General features: G+C 64.2%; 13 protein-coding genes. 10 read left to right on the forward strand and 3 right to left on the reverse strand.

Annotated elements, in window-relative coordinates; translation table 11 throughout:
* Positions 1–11: 11 nt before the first annotated feature.
* Together ACIQ67_RS01570 and ACIQ67_RS01575 are read left to right on the forward strand one after the other, a co-directional pair.
* Positions 12–2144, forward strand: coding sequence for a prolyl oligopeptidase family protein (locus tag ACIQ67_RS01570; RefSeq protein WP_397532588.1), 2133 nt, complete (start codon positions 12–14; stop codon positions 2142–2144).
* Positions 2145–2182: 38 nt separating this feature from the next.
* A complete protein-coding gene (locus ACIQ67_RS01575; protein WP_397532589.1) occupies positions 2183–3028 on the forward strand; it encodes a DUF924 family protein in 846 nt (281 codons plus the stop codon).
* On the opposite strand, the gene ACIQ67_RS01580 is transcribed toward ACIQ67_RS01575, so the two are convergent.
* On the reverse strand, positions 3017–5152 hold the full coding sequence (locus ACIQ67_RS01580) for an ATP-binding protein (protein WP_397532590.1): 2136 nt from the start codon (positions 5150–5152) through the stop codon (positions 3017–3019). The genes ACIQ67_RS01575 and ACIQ67_RS01580 overlap by 12 nt on opposite strands.
* A gap of 156 nt (positions 5153–5308) precedes the next feature.
* Complete coding sequence (locus tag ACIQ67_RS01585) at positions 5309–7021, reverse strand: long-chain fatty acid--CoA ligase (RefSeq protein ID WP_397532591.1); 1713 nt, start codon at positions 7019–7021, stop codon at positions 5309–5311.
* A gap of 235 nt (positions 7022–7256) precedes the next feature.
* Between ACIQ67_RS01585 and argG the strand changes: the two genes are divergently transcribed.
* The 3 genes from argG to ACIQ67_RS01600 are packed head-to-tail and all read left to right on the forward strand — an operon-like array spanning position 7257 to position 11361.
* Positions 7257–8597: an argininosuccinate synthase gene (gene argG, locus ACIQ67_RS01590; protein WP_397532592.1), complete on the forward strand. Its 1341-nt coding sequence runs from the start codon at positions 7257–7259 to the stop codon at positions 8595–8597.
* On the forward strand, positions 8597–9157 hold the full coding sequence (locus ACIQ67_RS01595) for a molybdopterin-dependent oxidoreductase (RefSeq protein WP_397532593.1): 561 nt from the start codon (positions 8597–8599) through the stop codon (positions 9155–9157). Before argG ends, ACIQ67_RS01595 begins: the two co-directional genes overlap by 1 nt.
* Positions 9158–9195: 38 nt before the next feature.
* A complete protein-coding gene (locus ACIQ67_RS01600; RefSeq protein WP_397532594.1) occupies positions 9196–11361 on the forward strand; it encodes an ATP-binding protein in 2166 nt (721 codons plus the stop codon).
* 11 nt (positions 11362–11372) lie between these two features.
* On the opposite strand, the gene murB is transcribed toward ACIQ67_RS01600, so the two are convergent.
* Positions 11373–12401 carry a UDP-N-acetylmuramate dehydrogenase gene (murB, locus tag ACIQ67_RS01605; protein ID WP_397532619.1) on the reverse strand — a complete coding sequence of 343 codons (1029 nt, stop codon included), beginning with the start codon at positions 12399–12401 and terminating at the stop codon, positions 11373–11375.
* A 96-nt stretch (positions 12402–12497) separates the two neighbouring features.
* On the opposite strand from murB, the gene ACIQ67_RS01610 reads away from it, so the two are divergent.
* The 5 genes from ACIQ67_RS01610 (at position 12498) to ACIQ67_RS01630 (ending at position 18890) form a co-directional block, all read left to right on the forward strand.
* Entirely contained in the window at positions 12498–12992 is a 495-nt protein-coding gene (locus ACIQ67_RS01610) for a YajQ family cyclic di-GMP-binding protein (protein WP_397532595.1), read from the forward strand.
* Positions 12993–13027: 35 nt separating this feature from the next.
* The gene (locus ACIQ67_RS01615) at positions 13028–13648 is read left to right on the forward strand and encodes a TIGR02281 family clan AA aspartic protease (RefSeq protein WP_397532596.1); all 621 of its coding nucleotides are present in this window, start codon (positions 13028–13030) and stop codon (positions 13646–13648) included.
* Positions 13649–13729: 81 nt separating this feature from the next.
* On the forward strand, positions 13730–16537 hold the full coding sequence (gene prsT / locus ACIQ67_RS01620; RefSeq protein ID WP_397532597.1) for an XrtA/PEP-CTERM system TPR-repeat protein PrsT: 2808 nt from the start codon (positions 13730–13732) through the stop codon (positions 16535–16537).
* Between the two features lie 143 nt (positions 16538–16680).
* Positions 16681–17529, forward strand: coding sequence for a hypothetical protein (locus ACIQ67_RS01625; protein WP_397532598.1), 849 nt, complete (start codon positions 16681–16683; stop codon positions 17527–17529).
* 182 nt (positions 17530–17711) lie between these two features.
* Complete coding sequence (locus ACIQ67_RS01630) at positions 17712–18890, forward strand: acyl-CoA dehydrogenase family protein (RefSeq protein ID WP_397532599.1); 1179 nt, start codon at positions 17712–17714, stop codon at positions 18888–18890.
* The last annotated feature ends 14 nt before the right edge of the window (positions 18891–18904 follow it).

The raw sequence follows: 18904 nt of genomic DNA on the forward strand, positions 1-18904 counted from the left end.
CCGAGTCCTGCATGATCAAAAATCTGCGTTTCCCCTTGGGCCGACTGGCCCTGCTGGCCACCCTTTTGCTGCCTCTTGCCGCTATGTCGCAACCCTCCCCCGCATCCAAGGACGATCCCTACCTTTGGCTTGAAGACGTTCAGGGCGAACGTGCGCTGAACTGGGTGCGTGAGCGCAATGCCAGCACCCAGAAGCAGCTTCAGCAGCAGCCCGAATTCGGCCAGCTGCGCGGGGCTATCCTGGAAGTACTGAACTCGCGCGACCGCATCCCGGCCATCAGCCGCCGCGGCGACTTTGTCTACAACCTCTGGCAGGACGAGCGCAACAAGCGCGGCCTGTGGCGCCGCACCACGCTGGCCGATTACCGCAAGCCCGAGCCGAAGTGGGAAACGGTGCTGGACCTGGACGCGCTGGGTGCGGCCGAGAAGGAAAGCTGGGTCTTCGCCGGTGCCAGCTGCCTGGCGCCCGAGTACCGCCATTGCCTGCTGTCGCTGTCGCGCGGCGGTGCCGATGCCAGCGTCGTGCGCGAGTTCGATCTGGTGGAAAAGCGCTTCGTCAAGGACGGCTTCACGCTGGCCGAAGCCAAGAGCCAGGTCGACTGGATCGACAAGGACACGATTTACGTCGGCACCGACTTCGGCCCCGGTTCGCTGACCGACTCGGGCTATGTGCGCATCATCAAGCGCTGGAAGCGTGGCACGCCGCTGGCGTCGGCCACCACCGTGTTCGAGGGTGAGAGCAAGGACGTGGCAGCTTCGGTGTCGGTGGACAAGTCACGCGGCTTCGAACGCACCGTGTTCAGCCGCGCGCTGGACTTCTACAACACCCGCCACTGGCTGCTGCAGCCGGACGGAAAACAGCTGGCGTTGGACCTGCCCACCGACGTGCAGCCCAGCTTCTGGGGTGCGCGCCTGCTGCTCGATCTGCGCAAGGACTGGCAGGTCGGCCCGACGCTCTACCCGGCCGGCAGCCTGCTGGTCGGCGATGTCGAGTCCTTCCTGAAGGGCGAGCGCAAGTTCCGGCCGCTGTTCACCCCTAGCAGCACACGCTCGCTGGCGGGCTACGGCCTGACGCAGAGCCGCGTGCTGCTCAACATCAGCGACAAGGTCGCCAGCCGGCTGGAGGAATGGGACTTCAGCGGCAAGGAACCCAAGCAGCGCGCCGTCAAGGCGCCCTTCCCCGGCACCTTGAGCCTGATTAGCCTGCGCGATGCCAGCCTCGCCAAGGACGAGTTGGCTGAGCGTTATCTGCTGAACTACGCCGACTTCCTGACGCCGGACACCCTGTATCTGGCCCAGGCCGGCAGCGATGAGCGCGAGGCGCTGAAGGCCCGCAAACCGCTGTTCGACGCGGCCGGCATGCGCGCCGAGCAGCTGTTCGCCAAGAGCAAGGACGGCACCGAGGTGCCCTACTTCGTGGTCTGGCCGGCTGGCACCAAGGCCGACGGCAAGAACCCGACGCTGCTCTATGGCTATGGCGGCTTCGAGGTCTCGATGCAACCCTGGTATTCGGGCGGCTTCGGCCGCGCCTGGTACAGCCGCGGCGGCGTGCTGGTGCTGGCCAATATCCGCGGCGGCGGCGAGTTCGGCCCGCGCTGGCACCAAGCGGCCATCCGCGAGAACAAGCAGAAAAGCTATGACGACTTTATCGCCGTGGCAGAGGACCTGATCCGCCGCGGCATCAGTTCGCCTGCGCATCTGGGCATCATGGGTGGCAGCAATGGCGGCCTGCTGGTCGGCGCCACCATGGTGCAGCGCCCGGAGCTGTTCAAGGCGGTGGTCTGCCAGGTGCCGCTGCTGGACATGCGGCGCTATCACACGCTGCTGGCCGGCGCCTCCTGGATGGCAGAGTACGGAGACCCGGACAAGGCCGAGGACTGGGCCTTCATCAGCAAGTACAGCCCCTATCAGAACCTCAAGCCCGGCGTGAAGTACCCGCAGCTGCTGTTCACCACGTCGACCCGAGACGACCGCGTGCATCCGGGCCACGCCCGCAAGATGGCCGCACTGATGCAGGCCCAGGGCCACGACTTCCTCTACTTCGAGAACATCGAAGGTGGGCATGGTGGTGCGGCCGACAACGAACAGCGTGCCACCATGCAGGCGCTGGAATACACCCACCTTTGGCAACAACTGCGCCGCTGAAGTCCGCCATGGGGCAGTCCTCGAACTGAAAGCCAAGCATGGAAATCACCCACAACGAGCACCGGCAGTGCTTCGAAACCTGGGTCGACGGGCATCGCTGCGAGCTCGACTACCGAATCGAGCCCGGCCGTTTGATCATCACGCATACCGGCACAGCCCCTGAATTGCGAGGGCGCGGCCTGGCCGCCTTGCTGGCGGAGCAGGCGCTGCGCTGGGCGGCACCTCTGGGCCTGCATCTGGTACCGGCCTGCAGCTATGTGCAGGTCTACATCGAGCGTCATCCGCAGTGGCTGCGCCTGTTGGAGCCCAGCCCGGTGCAACAGGTGCTGAACTTCTGGTTTGGCCCGCTCAGCAGCGAGTCCGACGGGCAGCCGCGCGTTGCCTGGTTCAAGAAGGACGAGTCTTTCGACGATGAAGTGCGGCAGCGCTTCGGCGCCCTGCTGGAGCAGGCACTGGCCGGCGGCCTGCAATCGTGGGACCACAGCTCCTTCGGCACGCTGGCTCATGTGCTGCTGCTGGACCAGTTCACCCGCAACGCCTTTCGGGGCCAGCCGCGGGCCTTTGCCGGCGATGCGCAGGCGCTTCGCAGCGCGCTGGCCCTGATCGATCGCGGGCTGGATACCAAGCTCAGCACGCTGCAGCGCTGGTTCATCTACCTCCCGCTTGAGCATGCCGAAGACCTGGCGCTACAGCAGCGCTGCGTGGCCTTGTTCGAAGCGCTGGCCGGCGCCGACGCTAGCCTGGCCGGAGCGCTGGACTATGCGCAACGGCACCTGGCCGTGATCGAGAGCTTCGGGCGTTTCCCGCACCGCAACGCCATCCTGGGGCGCCCGAGCAGCGCTGCAGAACTGGACTATTTGGCGCAGCCCGGCTCAGGCTTCTGAGCTGGCTGCGGGCCCCGGCTCGCTCACGACCAGCGGCAGCTCGATCACGAAACTGCTGCCGAGGCCGGGCGTGCTGCGCAGCACGATGCTCCCGCCCAGCACATTGACCACGGTGCTGTAGACGATGTGAAGACCGAGCCCGCTGCCTCCTCGCCCGAGGCGAGTGGTGAAGAATGGCTTGAAGACCTGCGACTGCAAGGCCGGCGCAATGCCGCAACCGTTGTCGCTCACCGCCAGGGTGACGCGCGTATCACTTTGCGCAAGCAGGCTGATGCTCACCTCGCCTGTGGCGGCCTCGTCGAAGGCATGCACCAACGCGTTCTGCACCAGGTTGGTCATCACTTGGCCGAAGGGGCCGGGATAGCTGTCCAGCACGATCCCGGCTGGCAGATCGACCCGCACCAGCACTGCCTTGGCGCTCGGCGTGTAACGTATCAGGTTCACCACCTCCTCGCTGACCGTGCGCAAATCGAAGCTGCGTCGCTGCAAGCTGGCGCGGTCCATCGAGACCTGCTTGAAGTCCCGCACCAGGGCCGCACTGCGGCGCAGATTGCCCAGGCTCAGCGCCAGCGCCTCACGCGCACGCTCCAACTCACCCATCAGGCTGCGACGCCGCACCGCACCGCTGTCCATCTGGGCGATGGCTGCGGCCAATGCCGCATCGGCCGTGTCGGCGGCGATCAATGCATTGCCCAACGGTGTGTTGAGCTCATGCGAGACCCCCGCCACCAAGGAGCCCAGCCCGGCCAGGGTCTCCTTCTGCACCAGCTCTTCCTGGGTCCGCTGCAACTCAGCGCTGCGCCTTTGAACCCGCGCTTCCAATGATGTATTGAGCTCGCGCACCTCAGCCTCAGCTTGGGTGCGAACCTGCACTTCGCGCTCCAGCGCCGCGGCATGGGCCTGCTGCGCGCTGCGCTGCATCGCGATCTGCGCGGCCATGCTGTCGAAGGCGGCGGCTAGGCGGGCCAGGTCACTGGCCGCCTGCAACTTGATGGGCGCAGGATCGCGCCCAGCGCTGAGCTCATCCAGCGCGCTGGCGATTCGACGCAAAGGTTGGTGGACCCGACGCCGGATGATGCGGCGCAGCAGCCAAAGCATCAGACCCAGGCATAGAAGGCCCACGCCCAGAATCCAGTAACTGCCACCGCGCAGGCGCGCATCGATCTGCGACTGCGGCACAACGGTCACCGACCACCAATCCGGGCCGGCAATGCGGGCCCAACCGATCCAGTAGCGACCATCCGCACTGCGCGCCACCTGCGGTCGATCGCCGCCGCTGTCCAGCGCCAGCCGATAGGCCGCCTCCACCATCGGGTCCCCGAGCTGACTCAAGGACAGCTGTCCCTGTGCCTTGGCAATCCGTTCGTGCAGCTGTGGGTGAGCGATCAGATGGCCATCTCGGCTGATGATCATCGAAAGGCTGCCCGGCTCGGCAGCGGCGCTGATGGCCGCGTAAAGGCTGTCCACCGTGATGTCGTGCCCGACGGTGCCCACCCAGCGCCCCCGCCAGTCTAGAGGCTCGATCACCGACACCATCCACGCCTTGGCCTCGGCGTCGTGATAGACCGGCGTCCAGAACGCACGTCGAGCGGGGTTGCGCTGCGGATCGGAGCCCGTCATCGTCGGGTAATCATGGTTGTCACTCTCCGGCGTGGCGCTGCGCCCCCAATCGATCCCGCGCGAGTAGACCATCAGGCCTTTTTCGACAAAATCCACATAGGTCGAAAAGAAGGGCGGTACCAGCGCCGGGCCTTGCTCGCGCAGCAGTTCGTAGCTGACGACCGCGCGCAGCTGGACGGAAGCGTCCGGCCCGGCTATGCCATGCTGAAGGTAGAAGGTGGGCGCCAAGGCCGTATCGACCTTGGCGGGTCGCAGCCGCCAGACACCGTCGTCCCAGCGCTCGAACAGCGCACTGAAACGTTGCTCAGCATCGCCTGTCTGCATGACCTCGGCGCGTCGCAGCCACTCAGCCTTCAGGCGGGCGACACTGGCCTGGGCCTGACTGAAACCCTGGCCCTGCTGCGCCGCCCGGAGCGTCACCGTGCTCTGCAGAATGCGGGGCACCTCATCTGCAGCCACCACGGAAACCGATGCATAGGCAATCATTGCCAGCACGAGCAGCATCAGCAGAATGAGGCCGCCAATTTCAAGAGCGAGCTGTCGAGCGAGCGAGAGACGCGGTTTCAATTAGATGGCGCAATCATGCGAAGCCAAACGGTGCGGCGATCCTAGCCTACTGGCAGGCGCCGAGCACAGCGGCATTGGCGCCGGCAGCAGCCGTCAGCGGCTGGCCTGCAGCTCCCGCTCCTGAAGCTGGCGCCACATCACCTTGCCGGCGCCAGATTTGGGCAGGCTGCTCACGAACTCGACGACGCGCGGCACCTTGTAGGCGGCCATGTGCTCGCGCGACCAGGCGATGATGTCTTCGGCCGTCGTGACTTCCATGCCGGCGCGCTTGACGACCACAGCTTTGACGGTTTCGCCACGGTATTCATCGCGGGCCGCGATGATGCAGGCCTCCTGCACGGCCGGATGCTTGTAGAGCAGCAGCTCCACTTCCGAGGGCCAGACCTTGTAGCCGCTGGCGTTGATCATGCGCTTGAGGCGGTCGGTGATGAAGAAGTAGCCCTCATCGTCCATGCGGCCGAGGTCGCCGGTGCGGAAAAAACTCTTGCCGTCGATCTCGACAAAAGCAGCCCGCGTGGCATCGGGCGCTCGCCAGTAGCCCTTGAACACCATCGGGCCGTGCGTGACGATCTCGCCCACCTCGCCGGGCGGCAGTTCCTTGAAGGTATCCGGGTCAACCACGCGCGAATCGACGCCGAAGATCGGGATGCCCAGGCACTGCAGCTTGGCCCGCTCGGGCGGGTTGGCATGGCTGGGGGCGGCTGTCTCGGTCAGTCCGTAACCCTCGGCGAAGGTCAGGCCGAACTCTTGCTGCAGCCGTTCGGCCACCGCCGCCGGCATCGCGGCACCGCCGCCGCTGAGGTAGCGCAGGCTGGAGAGGTCAAAGCTCTGGTAGTTCGGGCTGCCGAACAGATCGATGATCATGGTCGGGATACAGGTCCAGTGCGTCACCTGGTGCTGCGAAATCAGGCGCCCGGCGAGTTCGCGGTCCCAGCGCGGCATCAGGATCATCGTCATGCCCAGGTAGACCGGGCCCAGCACGCCGTACAGCAGGCCGGTGATGTGGAACATCGGCACCACGGCCAGACCCACTGACTCGGCCGAGGCATAGCCCCACTGAGCCCCACCGCAAGCATTGGCCATCAGCGTGGCATGGGTGTGCATGCAGCCCTTGGGCAGACCGGTGGTGCCCGAGGTGTAGGGCAGCAGCGCCAGATCATCCGCTTGTGCGGTATGCGCGCTCGGCTGCAGGCCGGCTTGCAGCGCGGCGGTCCAGGCGGTGGCACCAGCCGGCAGCGCCGGCTCGGCTTGCAGCCAGGCACGCATCGCGTCCGACATCCCACTAAAATCCGGCGTGCGGTCGAAGGCATCGGCATAGCGGCTGACCAGCAGCGCCTTGATGCGCCGCTCCGGCGGCAGTGCCGCATTGGCGGCATCGACCACGCCGACCAGATCAGCGCTGCAGATGACGACCTTCGTCTCGGGATCGGTGATGTAGTGGCCGAACTCATCGGCCTTGTTCATCGGATTGACCGGCACGACGACCGCGTTGGCGCGGTTTACGGCATAGAAGGCGACAACGAACTGCGGACAGTTCTGCATGAACAGCGCAACCCGGTCGCCCGGCCCAACGCCCTGGGCCTGCAGCCATCCAGCCAAGGCCAGCGCCTGTGCGTGCGCCTCGGCGTAACTCAAGGCCTGGCCGCAGTAATGCGTCATCGCCTTGTCGGGAAAACGTGCGGCGGCCACCTCCAGGTTGAACCACAGCGAGGTTCGAGGGATGGCCAGTTCCCTGGGCAGGCGGCGCGGCCAGTGGCTGCGTTGCGGGGAAATCGGGCTTGGCGTGCGGGCTTCTGCGCTGGTCACTTGCGTGGTCTCCTGATGATCCCGGCCTCTATGTTGCGGGCCGTGTGACGCTGATTCTTCTATGCAGCGAGGGTGCCGCCTGTCGCTGCTGCGACACGGCCGTCAAGGGCTGCAGACAGCCCGTTCCGGGGCGGGCCCGAAATTGACCGAAAATGCGCTACCGATTCTTCCCGGGTCGAATCTTGCGCGCGACCTTTCCCTAGCGCCGTCTTCAGCCCCCTCACCTCAGCAGCCCATGTCTACGATTCTTCAGCACATTCCCGCCGGCCAGAAGGTTGGTATCGCGTTCTCCGGCGGCCTGGACACCAGCGCCGCGCTGCATTGGATGCGTCTGAAGGGGGCGATTCCCTACGCCTACACCGCCAATCTGGGCCAGCCCGACGAGCCGGACTACGAGGACATCCCGCGCAAGGCCATGCAGTACGGCGCCGAGAAGGCCGTGCTGGTGGACTGCCGCGCGCAACTGGTGCACGAAGGCATCGCCGCACTGCAGGCCGGCGCCTTCCACATCAGCACCGGCGGCGTGACCTACTTCAACACCACCCCCATCGGCCGCGCCGTCACCGGCACCATGCTGGTGGCCGCGATGAAGGAAGACGACGTCAACATCTGGGGCGATGGCTCGACCTTCAAGGGCAATGACATCGAGCGTTTCTACCGCTACGGCCTGCTGACCAACCCCTCCCTGAAGATCTACAAGCCCTGGCTGGACCAGACCTTCATCGACGAGCTGGGCGGCCGCGCCGAGATGTCGGCCTTCATGACCAAGGCCGGCTTCGGCTACAAGATGTCGGCCGAGAAGGCCTACTCGACCGACTCCAACCTGCTAGGCGCCACCCACGAGGCCAAGGACCTGGAGCACCTGAACAGCGGCATCAAGATCGTCAACCCCATCATGGGCGTGGCCTTCTGGCGTGACGACGTGGTGGTGAAGGCCGAGGAAGTCAGCGTGCGTTTCGAGGAAGGCATGCCGGTGGCCCTGAACGGCGTGGAATACGCCGACCCGGTTGCGCTGATGCTGGAAGCCAATCGCATTGGCGGCCGTCACGGCCTGGGCATGAGCGACCAGATCGAGAACCGCATCATCGAAGCCAAGAGCCGCGGCATCTACGAGGCGCCGGGCATGGCGCTGCTGCACATCGCCTACGAGCGCCTGGTGACCGGCATCCACAACGAAGACACCATCGAGCAGTACCGCATGAACGGCCTGAAGCTGGGCCGGCTGCTCTACCAGGGCCGCTGGTTCGACCCGCAGGCCATCATGCTGCGCGAGACCGCGCAGCGCTGGGTGGCCCGCGCTATCACCGGCGAGGTGGTTCTGGAGCTGCGCCGCGGCAACGACTACTCGCTGCTGGACACGCGCAGCCCCAACCTGACCTACAAACCAGAGCGCCTTTCGATGGAAAAGGTCGAGGACGCGCCCTTCTCACCGGCCGACCGCATCGGCCAGTTGACCATGCGCAATCTCGACATCGTCGACACGCGCGAGAAGCTGGCTACCTACAGCCGCGTCGGCCTGCTGTCAGCCGGCACGGGCGTGCCGCTGCCGCAGATCAAGCACGAGAAGAAGAGCTGATGTCCCGGCCCCGGCTGAATCCGGCTGCGCTGCCAGCTTCGGCTGCGCGGCGCCGGGCGCTCGGGGTGACCGGGGCCTTGCTGGCGGCGCCCTTGGCCCTGCTCAGCCAGACAGCGGCTGCGCTCGATGTGCCGCGTGGCCAGGTGGTACTGACCCTGCGTGGCCGTGTCGGCAAGCCCAACCGGGGCGGCGAAGCTGACTTCGACATGGACATGCTCGCGGCCCTGCCTCAGCACAGCATCACGCAAGCAACGCCTTGGTACGCTGGCCCGCGCAAGTTCACCGGGCCGCTGTTGCGAGACGTGCTGAGCGCAGCTGTGGTCAGCGGGCGCAGCGTCGAGGCCATCGCCATCAACGACTACCGCGTGACGATCCCGATGGAGGATCTGCAGAATCACGCAGTGATCCTGGCGCGGCTGCTGGATGAGCAGCCCATGCCGCTACGCGAAAAAGGCCCCTTGTTCATCGTCTACCCGTTTGCGACGGATCCGAAGTTGCGCAGCAGCCTTTACTACAGCCGCTCAGCCTGGCAGCTCAGAACATTGGAAGTTCGGCCCTGATGGACACGCGGCGCAGGTTTCAGGCCTTGATGGCCGCCATGACTGTTTTGCTGGTCACCGCCTTGGGCGCCGTCGGGCTGCTGCAGGCGCGCCAGATCGAGCTGCTCAATGCGACGGCCCGCTACCAGGACGACTACCTGGTCTGGAGCCTCTTCCAGTTCGAGCTGGAGTATCAGAAGCTAAAGACACAGTTGCTTGAAGTCTCCGATCAGCGCAGCATCAAACGCGCTGAGGCCGCTGCCCAGCGCTACGAGATTTTCATCAGCCGGCTCAACCTGATCGAGGGCGCGCATGCCGCCAAGGTGCTGCAGGGCGAGCCGGGCTATCAGAGAACCCTGAGCCTCTCGCGGGCCTTCGTGAAGTGGGCCGATGCGCTGCCACTGGATGCGTCGCGGATCGCGTCCGACGCGGATGCGGTGCGTGACGCGCTGACGCGTCTGGAGCCCATGGCCGGCCCGGCCCGGGATCTCTCGCTTGCCGCTTCGCATCATGTTGCCGCCCAGGTCACATCGCGCCACGAGCTGGTGGGTGAGCAAAGCCAGCTCAGCCTTGCATTGACGCTGTTGCAATGCGCACTGTTGTTGGCCTTTGCCGTGATCATCGTGCGCCAGTTCCGCAGCCTGGAGCGCCGCAACCATGAACAGGCGGCGTTGGCGCAACGCCTCGGGCTGGCGCAGCAGGCGGCCGAAGCCGGCAGCCGCGCCAAGAGCGCGTTCCTGGCCAATATGAGTCATGAGTTGCGCACGCCGATGCACGGCCTGCTGGGCATGCTCAGCTTGCTGCGTGAGACGCCGATGAGCGTCACCCAGCGCGCCCAGTTCCAGGCCGCAAGTGACTCAGCCCGGCATTTGCTGAACCTGCTGAACGACATTCTCGATCTGTCGAAGATGGAAGCGGGTGCGATCCGCATCAACCCCGAGGCCGTTCAACTGCGCCGCCTGGTGCAGGAGCTCGAAGAGCTGACCTGGCCGCAGGCGCAGGCCAAGGGGCTTGATCTGGCGCTGCGCGTGGACGCCGATGTGCCCGCCTGGGTGCAGGCCGACCCCACCCGGCTTCGCCAGATCCTGCTGAACCTGCTGAGCAATGCCGTCAAGTTCTCCGACCGCGGGCGTGTGGCCCTGCGCCTGAGCCGTGCGCCGGACGGCGAGCCCCTGCGCTTCGAAGTCAGCGATACCGGTATCGGCATGGACGAGGCGACGCAGGCACAACTCTTCCAGCGTTTCAACCAGGCCGACCAGAGCAGCTCACGGCGCTTTGGCGGCGCGGGACTGGGCCTGGAGATTTCCCGCAACCTGGCTCGCGCCATGGGCGGCGACATCACCGTGAACAGCGCGCCGGGCCGAGGCTCGGTGTTCACGGTCGAGCTGCCCTTGCCTACCTGCCCCGCAGCGGCCGAGCTGCCGTCAGCCCATCTGCCCAGCGCATCAGGCGCCCAAGCAAGATCACTGCACATCCTCGTGTCCGAGGACCATCCGACCAACCGCAGCTTTCTTGAGGCGGCACTGGAGCGGCTCGGGCACCAGGCGGTGTTCTGCGACAACGGCTTCGACGCGCTGCAGACGCTGAAGCAGCAGGACTTCGATCTGGTGCTGATGGATCTGCACACGCCGGTGATGGACGGTTACCAGTCAGCGCAGGCGATGCGCGCACTGCCAGGTGCGAAGGCGGCGGTGAAGATCATCGCCCTGTCCGCCGATGCCTTCGAGGAGTCGCGGCAGCGGGCCATCGACGCCGGCATGGACGGATTCATCATCAAACCGGTCGGCATCGAGGCGCTCGGCGAGCACCTGTCCCGTTTGTCCTTGAGCATGGCCAACACTGGCAGCCTTGTGCGCCATGGCACCCATCCCACGGCACTGCGGCCGGCGTTCGACGAGGCACTGTTCCAGGAACTGCGCCGCAACCTGCCTATGGAGCGCATCCGCGAGCTGTATCGCGGCTTTGCCGATAGCCTGCAGCACACGATACAAGACCTTCAGCAGGCCTCGAAGGCTGCCAACGCCGCGGCGCTGCAGAGTACAGCGCACTCCATCAAAGGCGCCAGTGGCAGCCTGGGGCTGCTGGATGTGGCCGATGCCGCAGCGCAGCTTGAGACGGCGGCACGCCAGGGCGCGACATCGGACTTGCTCAGCCGGCGTTCCGCCGCTTTGACCGATGCGCTCACGATCAGCCTGCAGCTCTGTGCTGAACGAGGCCTGCTCTAGCGTGTGTCGGGCTACATGACGATGGGCTCAGGCTCCAGGCGGATGCCGAAGCGGCCGTACACGCTTTCTTGGATGGCGCGCGCCAGGGTGACGACTTCGGCGCCACGCGCTTCACCGCGATTCACCAGCACCAGGGCCTGCTTTTCATAGACCGCCGCGCCGCCTACCGCCTTGCCCTTCCAGCCGCAGGCATCGATCAACCAGCCGGCCGCCAGCTTGACGCTGCCATCCGGCATCGGATAGTGCACGATGCCGGGATCTCGGCCGATGATGTCCCGGCATTGATCCTCGCTGACGACGGGATTCTTGAAGAAGCTGCCCGCGTTGCCGATCACCGCCGGGTCTGGCAGCTTGGCGCGACGGATTTCGCAGACCCAATCGAAGATCTGTCGCGCACTGGGCTCAGTGATGCCGGTCTGCTCTATCTTGCGTGCCAGATCCAGATAGCTGAGCTGCGGCACCCAGGGCTTGGGACAACGCAGCCGCACACGGGTGATCACGCTCTTGCCCGCGAGACCACCGAAGTCGCTGTGCTTGAAAACGCTGTCGCGATACCCGAAGCGGCACACCGAGGCCGGCAGCAAGGCGGGCCTCCCGGTGACGAGATCCATCACCTCTACACTGTCCAACCGGTCCTTCAACTCGACGCCATAAGCCCCGATGTTCTGCACCGGCGATGCACCGACCGTGCCCGGGATCAGAGCCAGATTCTCGAGGCCGGAGTAGCCGTGATCGATGCTCCACTGCACCAGCTCATGCCAGGCGACGCCAGCGCCAGCTTCGATGATCCAGGCGTCGGACCGGTCCTCCAGCAAGCGAATGCCGGGAATCTCGATCTTAAGCACCACCGCGTCAAGATCGCGCGTCAACACGATATTGCTGCCGCCACCCAGGATGAACTTGGGCGCCCGACCCAGCTCAGGATGATCGACGACCCGCCGCACATCAGCCTCCGTACGGATGCGCACCAGACGGTGAGCGAGCGCGGGCAGGCCGAAGCTGTTGTAGGGCTTCAGATTGACGTCATGCTCTATCGTCAGCAAGTCTCGCCTGCTCAAGGGATTCGGTACGGCTTCGGGCATGGCAGAATTTTCACAGATCAACCGGGGCACCCTGCCCCTAACTTACGAAAAAACATGCCTAGCTTTGACACCACCCTCGAACCCGATATGGTCAAGATCAAGAACGGCGTTGAGACCAGCACCAAGGAGATCTCGACCCGCTTCGACTTCAAGGGCACCAGTGCCGAAGTCAGCCTGAAGGACAAGGAGAAAGAAATCCACGCGACCGGCGACAGTGACTTCCAGCTGGAGCAGATCGAGGCGGTGCTGTATGCCAAGCTGATCAAGCAAGGCGTGGTGATCAGCTTTCTCGACAAGCAGGACAAGATCGAGAAGCTCGGCGGCGACAAGGTGCGCCGGGTCTACAAGATCCGCAATGGCATTGACGCCGAGCTCGCCAAGAAGATCGTGGCCGCCATCAAGAACGCCAAGCTCAAGACCCAGGGATCCATCCAGGGCGACACGGTCCGGGTGACCGGCAAGAACCGCGACGATCTGCAGGTGGCCATCGCGCTGATCAAGAAGGAATTTGCCGACATGCCGCTGAACTGCGGCAACTTCCGGGATTGACCGCGATGCGGTGCCTGCCTGCGCTGCTGCTGTCCTTGCTGCTTGGCGCCACCTCGGCGTTGGGGGCATCAAACGTCAGTTTCAATGGAAGCCTGGGCTCGCAGGCAGCGCTGCTGCTGATTGACGGCGAGGCGCGGACCGTCAGGGTTGGGCAGGTCGTCGACGGCGTCCGACTTATCGCACTGGAAGACGGTCGGGCCACGGTCGAGTTGAACGGCCAGCGGCTCAGTTTGACCCTCGGCGCCTCGCCCGGACGTGTCGGGCCCGGCATCAATGGTGTCGGCAGTACAAGGCAGATCACGCTCAGCGCCGGCGCCGGCGGGCATTTCTTCACCGCCGGCATGATCAATGGCCGCAGCACGCAGTTCCTGGTCGACACCGGAGCCACCAGCGTCGCGATCGCCCAGGCGGAGGCAGAGCGGCTGGGCCTGCGCTTTCGTGAGGGCCGGCGCATCATGACCCACACCGCCAATGGCACTGTGCCCGCGCATCGCCTGCAGTTGGACACCGTGCGCATCGGCGACGTCGAAGTGCGAAATGTCGAAGCCATCGTCGTACCAGGGCAGATGAACCATGTGCTGCTGGGGAACAGTTTCCTGAGCCGGTTCCAGATGCGCCAAGAGAATGAAATCCTCACGCTGCAGCAGCGGTACTGACAGCCGGCTTCGCTGGCCTTGCCCCACAATCGGGCGCTCCCGCGACTTGCGCCGTTCTTGCTTACCCATTAGATGCCCACCATGAACCGACTTGGCCATCGCCACTTCCACAGCTTCGCTTTTGCAGCGCTCGCTTTGGCCTCGTCGCTAACCTTTGCAGGACCGGGCGGGCGCTACTACGACGACGCAGTGGATCGTTATGGCAAGGGCGACCTGCCCGGCGCGGTCGTCCAATTGAAGAACGCGCTCAAGGAAGAGCCCAAGATGCTGGCCGCCCACCTTCTGCTGGGCAAGGCATTGCTGCGAACGGGGGAGATCAAGGCGGCCGAGGCTTCCCTTGAGCAAGCACAGACCCTGGGGGTAAACCGCGCCGAGATCGTGGTGCCGCTGGGCCGCGTCTACCTGCTGCTCGGAGAGAACAAGAAGCTCATTGACGTTATCGGCACCAGTGATCTGCCCAAGGACACACTGGCAGAGGTATTGACCTTGCGCGGTTCGGCCTACGCCATGCTGGGCAACCGCACACTGGCCGGGCAGAGTTTCGAACTCGCCCGAGAGGCCGCACCAAAGTCGGCCGCTCCCCTGATGGGCGAAGCCATGCTGAAACTGCGCGCAGGCGATTTGACTGCAGCCAAGACCAGCGCCACCCGGGCCACCGAACTTGAGCCTGGATTGGCTGCCGCCTGGGCTACCCTGGGCCTGGTGCTGCGTGGCACGGGTGACACCAAGGCCGCATTGACAGCGTTTGACCGCGCATTGGCACTGGACAAAGGGCAGATTGAAGCGCGCATCACCAAAACTGCGCTCCTGCTGCAGGAAGGACGCGACAGGGAGGCTTCGGCGGTACTCGACGTCCTTAAGGAAGGCGGGCTCGTTGACCCACGGGCGTCCTATTTGCTCGCCACCATTGCGGTGCGCAAGGGCGACAGCAAGGCAGCAAAGCAGGCATACAGCGATGTAGTTGACCAGGTTGACGTTCTGCCCAAGGGTGTGGTCTCCGGCGATGAAACCGTGCTGCTTGCGGCCGCACTCTCCCATCAGGCGCTGGGCAATCCAGAGAAGGCGCGCGAGTACCTGAAGGACTTGCTCACTCTGGCGCCACGCCACTATGCCGGGCAGCTCATCTTGTCCACTCTGTCCATCGACTCAAGGGACTTCGGGCTGGCTCAGCCCATGCTCGATGGCCTGCTTCGCGAGGCGCCCAACGACCCCGCAGTGCTGAGTGCACTCGGCAGCCTGCATCTGGCGCGCAAGAACTACCAGCTTGCCAGCGACTACTTTGAAAAGTCGATGAGCAAAACGCCCAATGCGCAGACTCTGCGCGACTTGGGCCTCAGTCAATTGGGCTTGGGCAATGACAAGCGCGGGACGGAACTGCTTGAAGCAGCACTGGCCAAGAACCCCCAGGACATTGGCACGATGGCGCGCCTGTCCATGCTCTATGGTCGCCAGGAGCAGCCGGACAAGGCCCTGAAGATGGCCGAAGCTGCTGTGCGGGCCGACCCCGGAAATCTGACCATGCACAACTTCCTCGGAAACATGCGAGGAAGACTCGGCAACAAGAAAGGGGCACGCGAGGCCTTCGAGAGCATTCTCAGACTTGACCCAAAATTCACTCCGGCAGCGATCAACCTGAGCTGGCTTGATATTGAGGAAAAACGCTTCGACGCAGCCCGGACGCGCCTGACGCAGCTCGTCAAGGAAAACAACACCGACGCCGGCTTGGCCTTCCAACTCGGGGTGCTCGAATACCGCGCCGGACGTTTTGACCAGGCCTTGCAGCATTGGGAGCGGTCGATGAGCCTGCGCCCGTCGGACCCGAAGCCCGGCCTGGCCATGATCGAAGCGCTGCGCAAGCAGGGCGACCTGCCCAAGGCACTCAGCGTTGCCAAATCTCTTGGCGCACAACACGGCTCGGACATCAATGTGCTGGTTGCTATCGGGCAAACACACCTCGCAGCAGGCGAGACGCAGCGGGCAAGAGGGGCATACAGGGATGCCGCACGGCTGGCCGAATTCGATCCTGAGCGTTTGGTTATGCTGGGTCGCCTGCAATTGGCGGCTGGCGGCATAGGCGAAGCGGTCTATAACGCCCAGAAAGCCCTTCAGGCTCGACCGAACGACTTGGGCGCCATGGCCTTGCAGGTCGAAATCGAGTTCAGGCGCGGTGATCGTGCAAAGGCCGATGCCGCGCTCAAAGCGCTGAACGCGCGATATCCGAATGAGTTGTTGACGCAACTCGTCAACGGGCATGCCGCGTTGGGAAACGGCCAGTTTGGCCGGGCGGTCGAGGCGTATAGGACTGTTTTCAATAGGTCGCCCAGCACGCCCAACGCGATCTTGCTGGCCCAGGGTTTGCTGGCGTCTGGGCAAGCAGCCGCTGCCGTGACCGTGTTGATGGACTGGAGCAAGCGTCAGCCCGGCGACATCACAGCGATGCTGGCCTTGGCGGAGGTGCAATCGGAAGCGGGTCAGACGGCAGAAAGCAAAGCGACATTCGCCCGGCTGGTCCAGTTGGACGACGGCAATGCCAGCCTCTGGATCAAATACGCCAACGCCCTGCTCAAGGCGGGCGACGCAGGCGCGCGGCCAGCGGCGGAAAAGGCGGTGAAACTCGCGCCGAGCAGCGCCGATGCATTGTCGACCATGGGCGTGGTGCTGATCAACCAAGGCCAGATTGAGGCCGGCGTCCATCAATTGCGTGAGGCGCGCCTGCGCGCACCGTCATCTGCCGAACTGAGGGTGCGGCTGGCGGCTGGCTTGACGCGACTTGCTCGGACGCAGGAGGCTAAAGACGAGCTCAAGGCCGCATTGCGGCTTGCGCCCGAGTTGGCCAAGCGCCCGGATATCCAAGCACTGATTCGCCAGCTGGGTTTGGCCGCGATATGAGTCGTGGCCCAAGGCGTCCTCGTGCTGAATGTCTGCTCTATTCCTCGCTTACCCCGCATCCAGGGGGGCGGACTGGGCGGAAATCATCTGTAACATCCGCCTACATCAGATACCCAACACCGGTCACTGCAAGGGTCAACGCTATGAACAACACAATCATTTTTGCCAAGCGCCTGGGTTTGAGCCTCGGCCTCGCGGCGTTGAGCCTTGTGTCGGTGTCTGCTCAAGCTCAGACGCTCTACGACGGCTCAGGCACGAACAAGACCGACTCCTATTCGGTCAAGTTCGGCACCAGGGACTCTGCGAGCACCTCCATGGGCGCCCTGAGTGTGTCGATGAATTCCAACCAGAACAATTCATTCTGGGTGTACTGCCTTGACCCCTTGACTGGCACGAATCTCCCGACGACCTACCAGACCGTGGGTTTGGAGAATTTCGTCACTTCGGCCTCTGGTTCGCCAACCTACCAAGCCCTTTTCAGCGCGTCGCCGTATAACAGCACTTCGCTTAATACAAGCTCGGATAGCACGAGCTATAAGATGCGGGACAAGACCCAGGTCTACAACAATCTTGTTGAACTCTATTCGCACGCCTATGTGGATTCGCTGAGCAGCACGCAAAAATCCGCTGCATTCCAATACGCAATTTGGAGCATCCTCGGCGAGGATCCGGGTCGATACAGCGCGACGAGCGGCGGACTGCAGCATACAGGCTCCGACCTCAACTTCCGGGCTCAAGCCGAGGCTTATCTGACTGCGGTCAACAACAATTCCTGGAGTTTGGTCAACGGCGCCGTTCTGACTGCAACGACCAGCTATACCTACACCGTGTATGCATCCAGCCCGCTGGGCTCTTCGCAGACTTTCCTGGCCGTTACGCCGAAGCCGCCGACAGGTGTCTCCGAGCCCACAAGCGCTCTGCTCGCCGCGATCGGCTTGGCTGCAATTGGCTTGAGTCGGCGCCGTAAGGCTCTGAACAAGTCCGCGGCCTAATCTGGCAAGACAAGTTACCGCCGAATGAACAGAAGCGACCTTTCGGTCGCTTCTTTGCTTTTGTGCCCACTTCTCGCACCGAGCATCCGCGCGTGCTCAAACACTAGCGCGTAGCTGTCCCTACCGAGACAGCAAAAAATAGCACGCTCGTGCTAAAAAGAGTCCTGCGACAAGGAGACCGCATGGACCTGAACTTCACCTCCGAAGAACTCGCCTTCCGGGCTGAAATCCACCAATGGGTGGCGGAGAACCTGCCCCAGGACATCAGCCACAAGGTGCATAACGCGCTGCGTCTGAGCAAAGACGATCTACAGCGCTGGGCCAAGATCCTTGGCAAGCAGGGCTGGCACGGCTGGGCCTGGCCCAAGCAGTTCGGCGGCCCGGGCTGGAATGCCGTGCAGCGCCATCTGTTTGAAGAGGAATGCGCGCTGGCCGGTGCGCCACGTATCGTGCCCTTCGGTCCGGTGATGGTGGCGCCAGTGATCATGGCCTTCGGTACGCCCGAACAGCAGCAGCGCCACCTGCCCGGCATCATGAGCGGAGACGTCTGGTGGAGCCAAGGCTATAGCGAGCCCGGTTCGGGCTCCGACCTCGCCTCCGTCAAGACCCGCGCTGAGCGCCAGGGCGACAAGTACGTCGTCAATGGCCAGAAGACCTGGACCACGCTGGGGCAGTACGGCGACTGGATCTTCTGCCTAGTGCGCACCGACAGCTCGGTCAAGCCGCAGGCCGGTATCTCCTTCTTGCTGATCGACATGAAGTCGCCCGGCGTCACCGTGCGGCCCATCATCATGCTGGACGGCGAGCACGAAGTGAACGAGGTGTTCTTCGACAACGTCGAAGTGCCGGTCGAGAACCTGGTGGGCGAAGAAAACAAGGGCTGGACCTACGCCAAGTACCTGCTGGCGCATGAGCGCACCAACATCGCTGACGTCAACCGTGCCAAGCGCGAGCTGGAGCGCCTGAAGCGCATCGCACGCGCCGAAGGCCTGCTGGATGACGTGCGCTTCCGGGACCAGATCGCGCTGCTCGAGGTCGACATCGTCGCGCTGGAGATGATGGTTCTGCGCGTGCTGTCGGCCGAGAAGTCCGGCAAGCAGTCGCTGGATGTCGCTGGCCTGCTGAAGATCCGCGGCAGCGAGATCCAGCAGCGCTATACCGAGCTGATGATGCTGGCTGCCGGCCCCTACGCCCTGCCCTTCATCCAGGAAGCCATGGAAGCTGGTTGGCAAGGTGACTACGTTGGCGCCGCGCACTGCCCGCCGCTGGCCAGCCACTATTTCAACTACCGCAAGACCACGATCTACGGTGGCTCCAACGAAGTCCAGCGCAACATCGTCGCGCAGACCGTGCTGGGCTGAGGCAAATAGAAAGC

The sequence above is a fragment of the Roseateles sp. genome, from assembly GCF_044373315.1.
Lineage (GTDB): Bacteria > Pseudomonadota > Gammaproteobacteria > Burkholderiales > Burkholderiaceae_C > JACDQM01.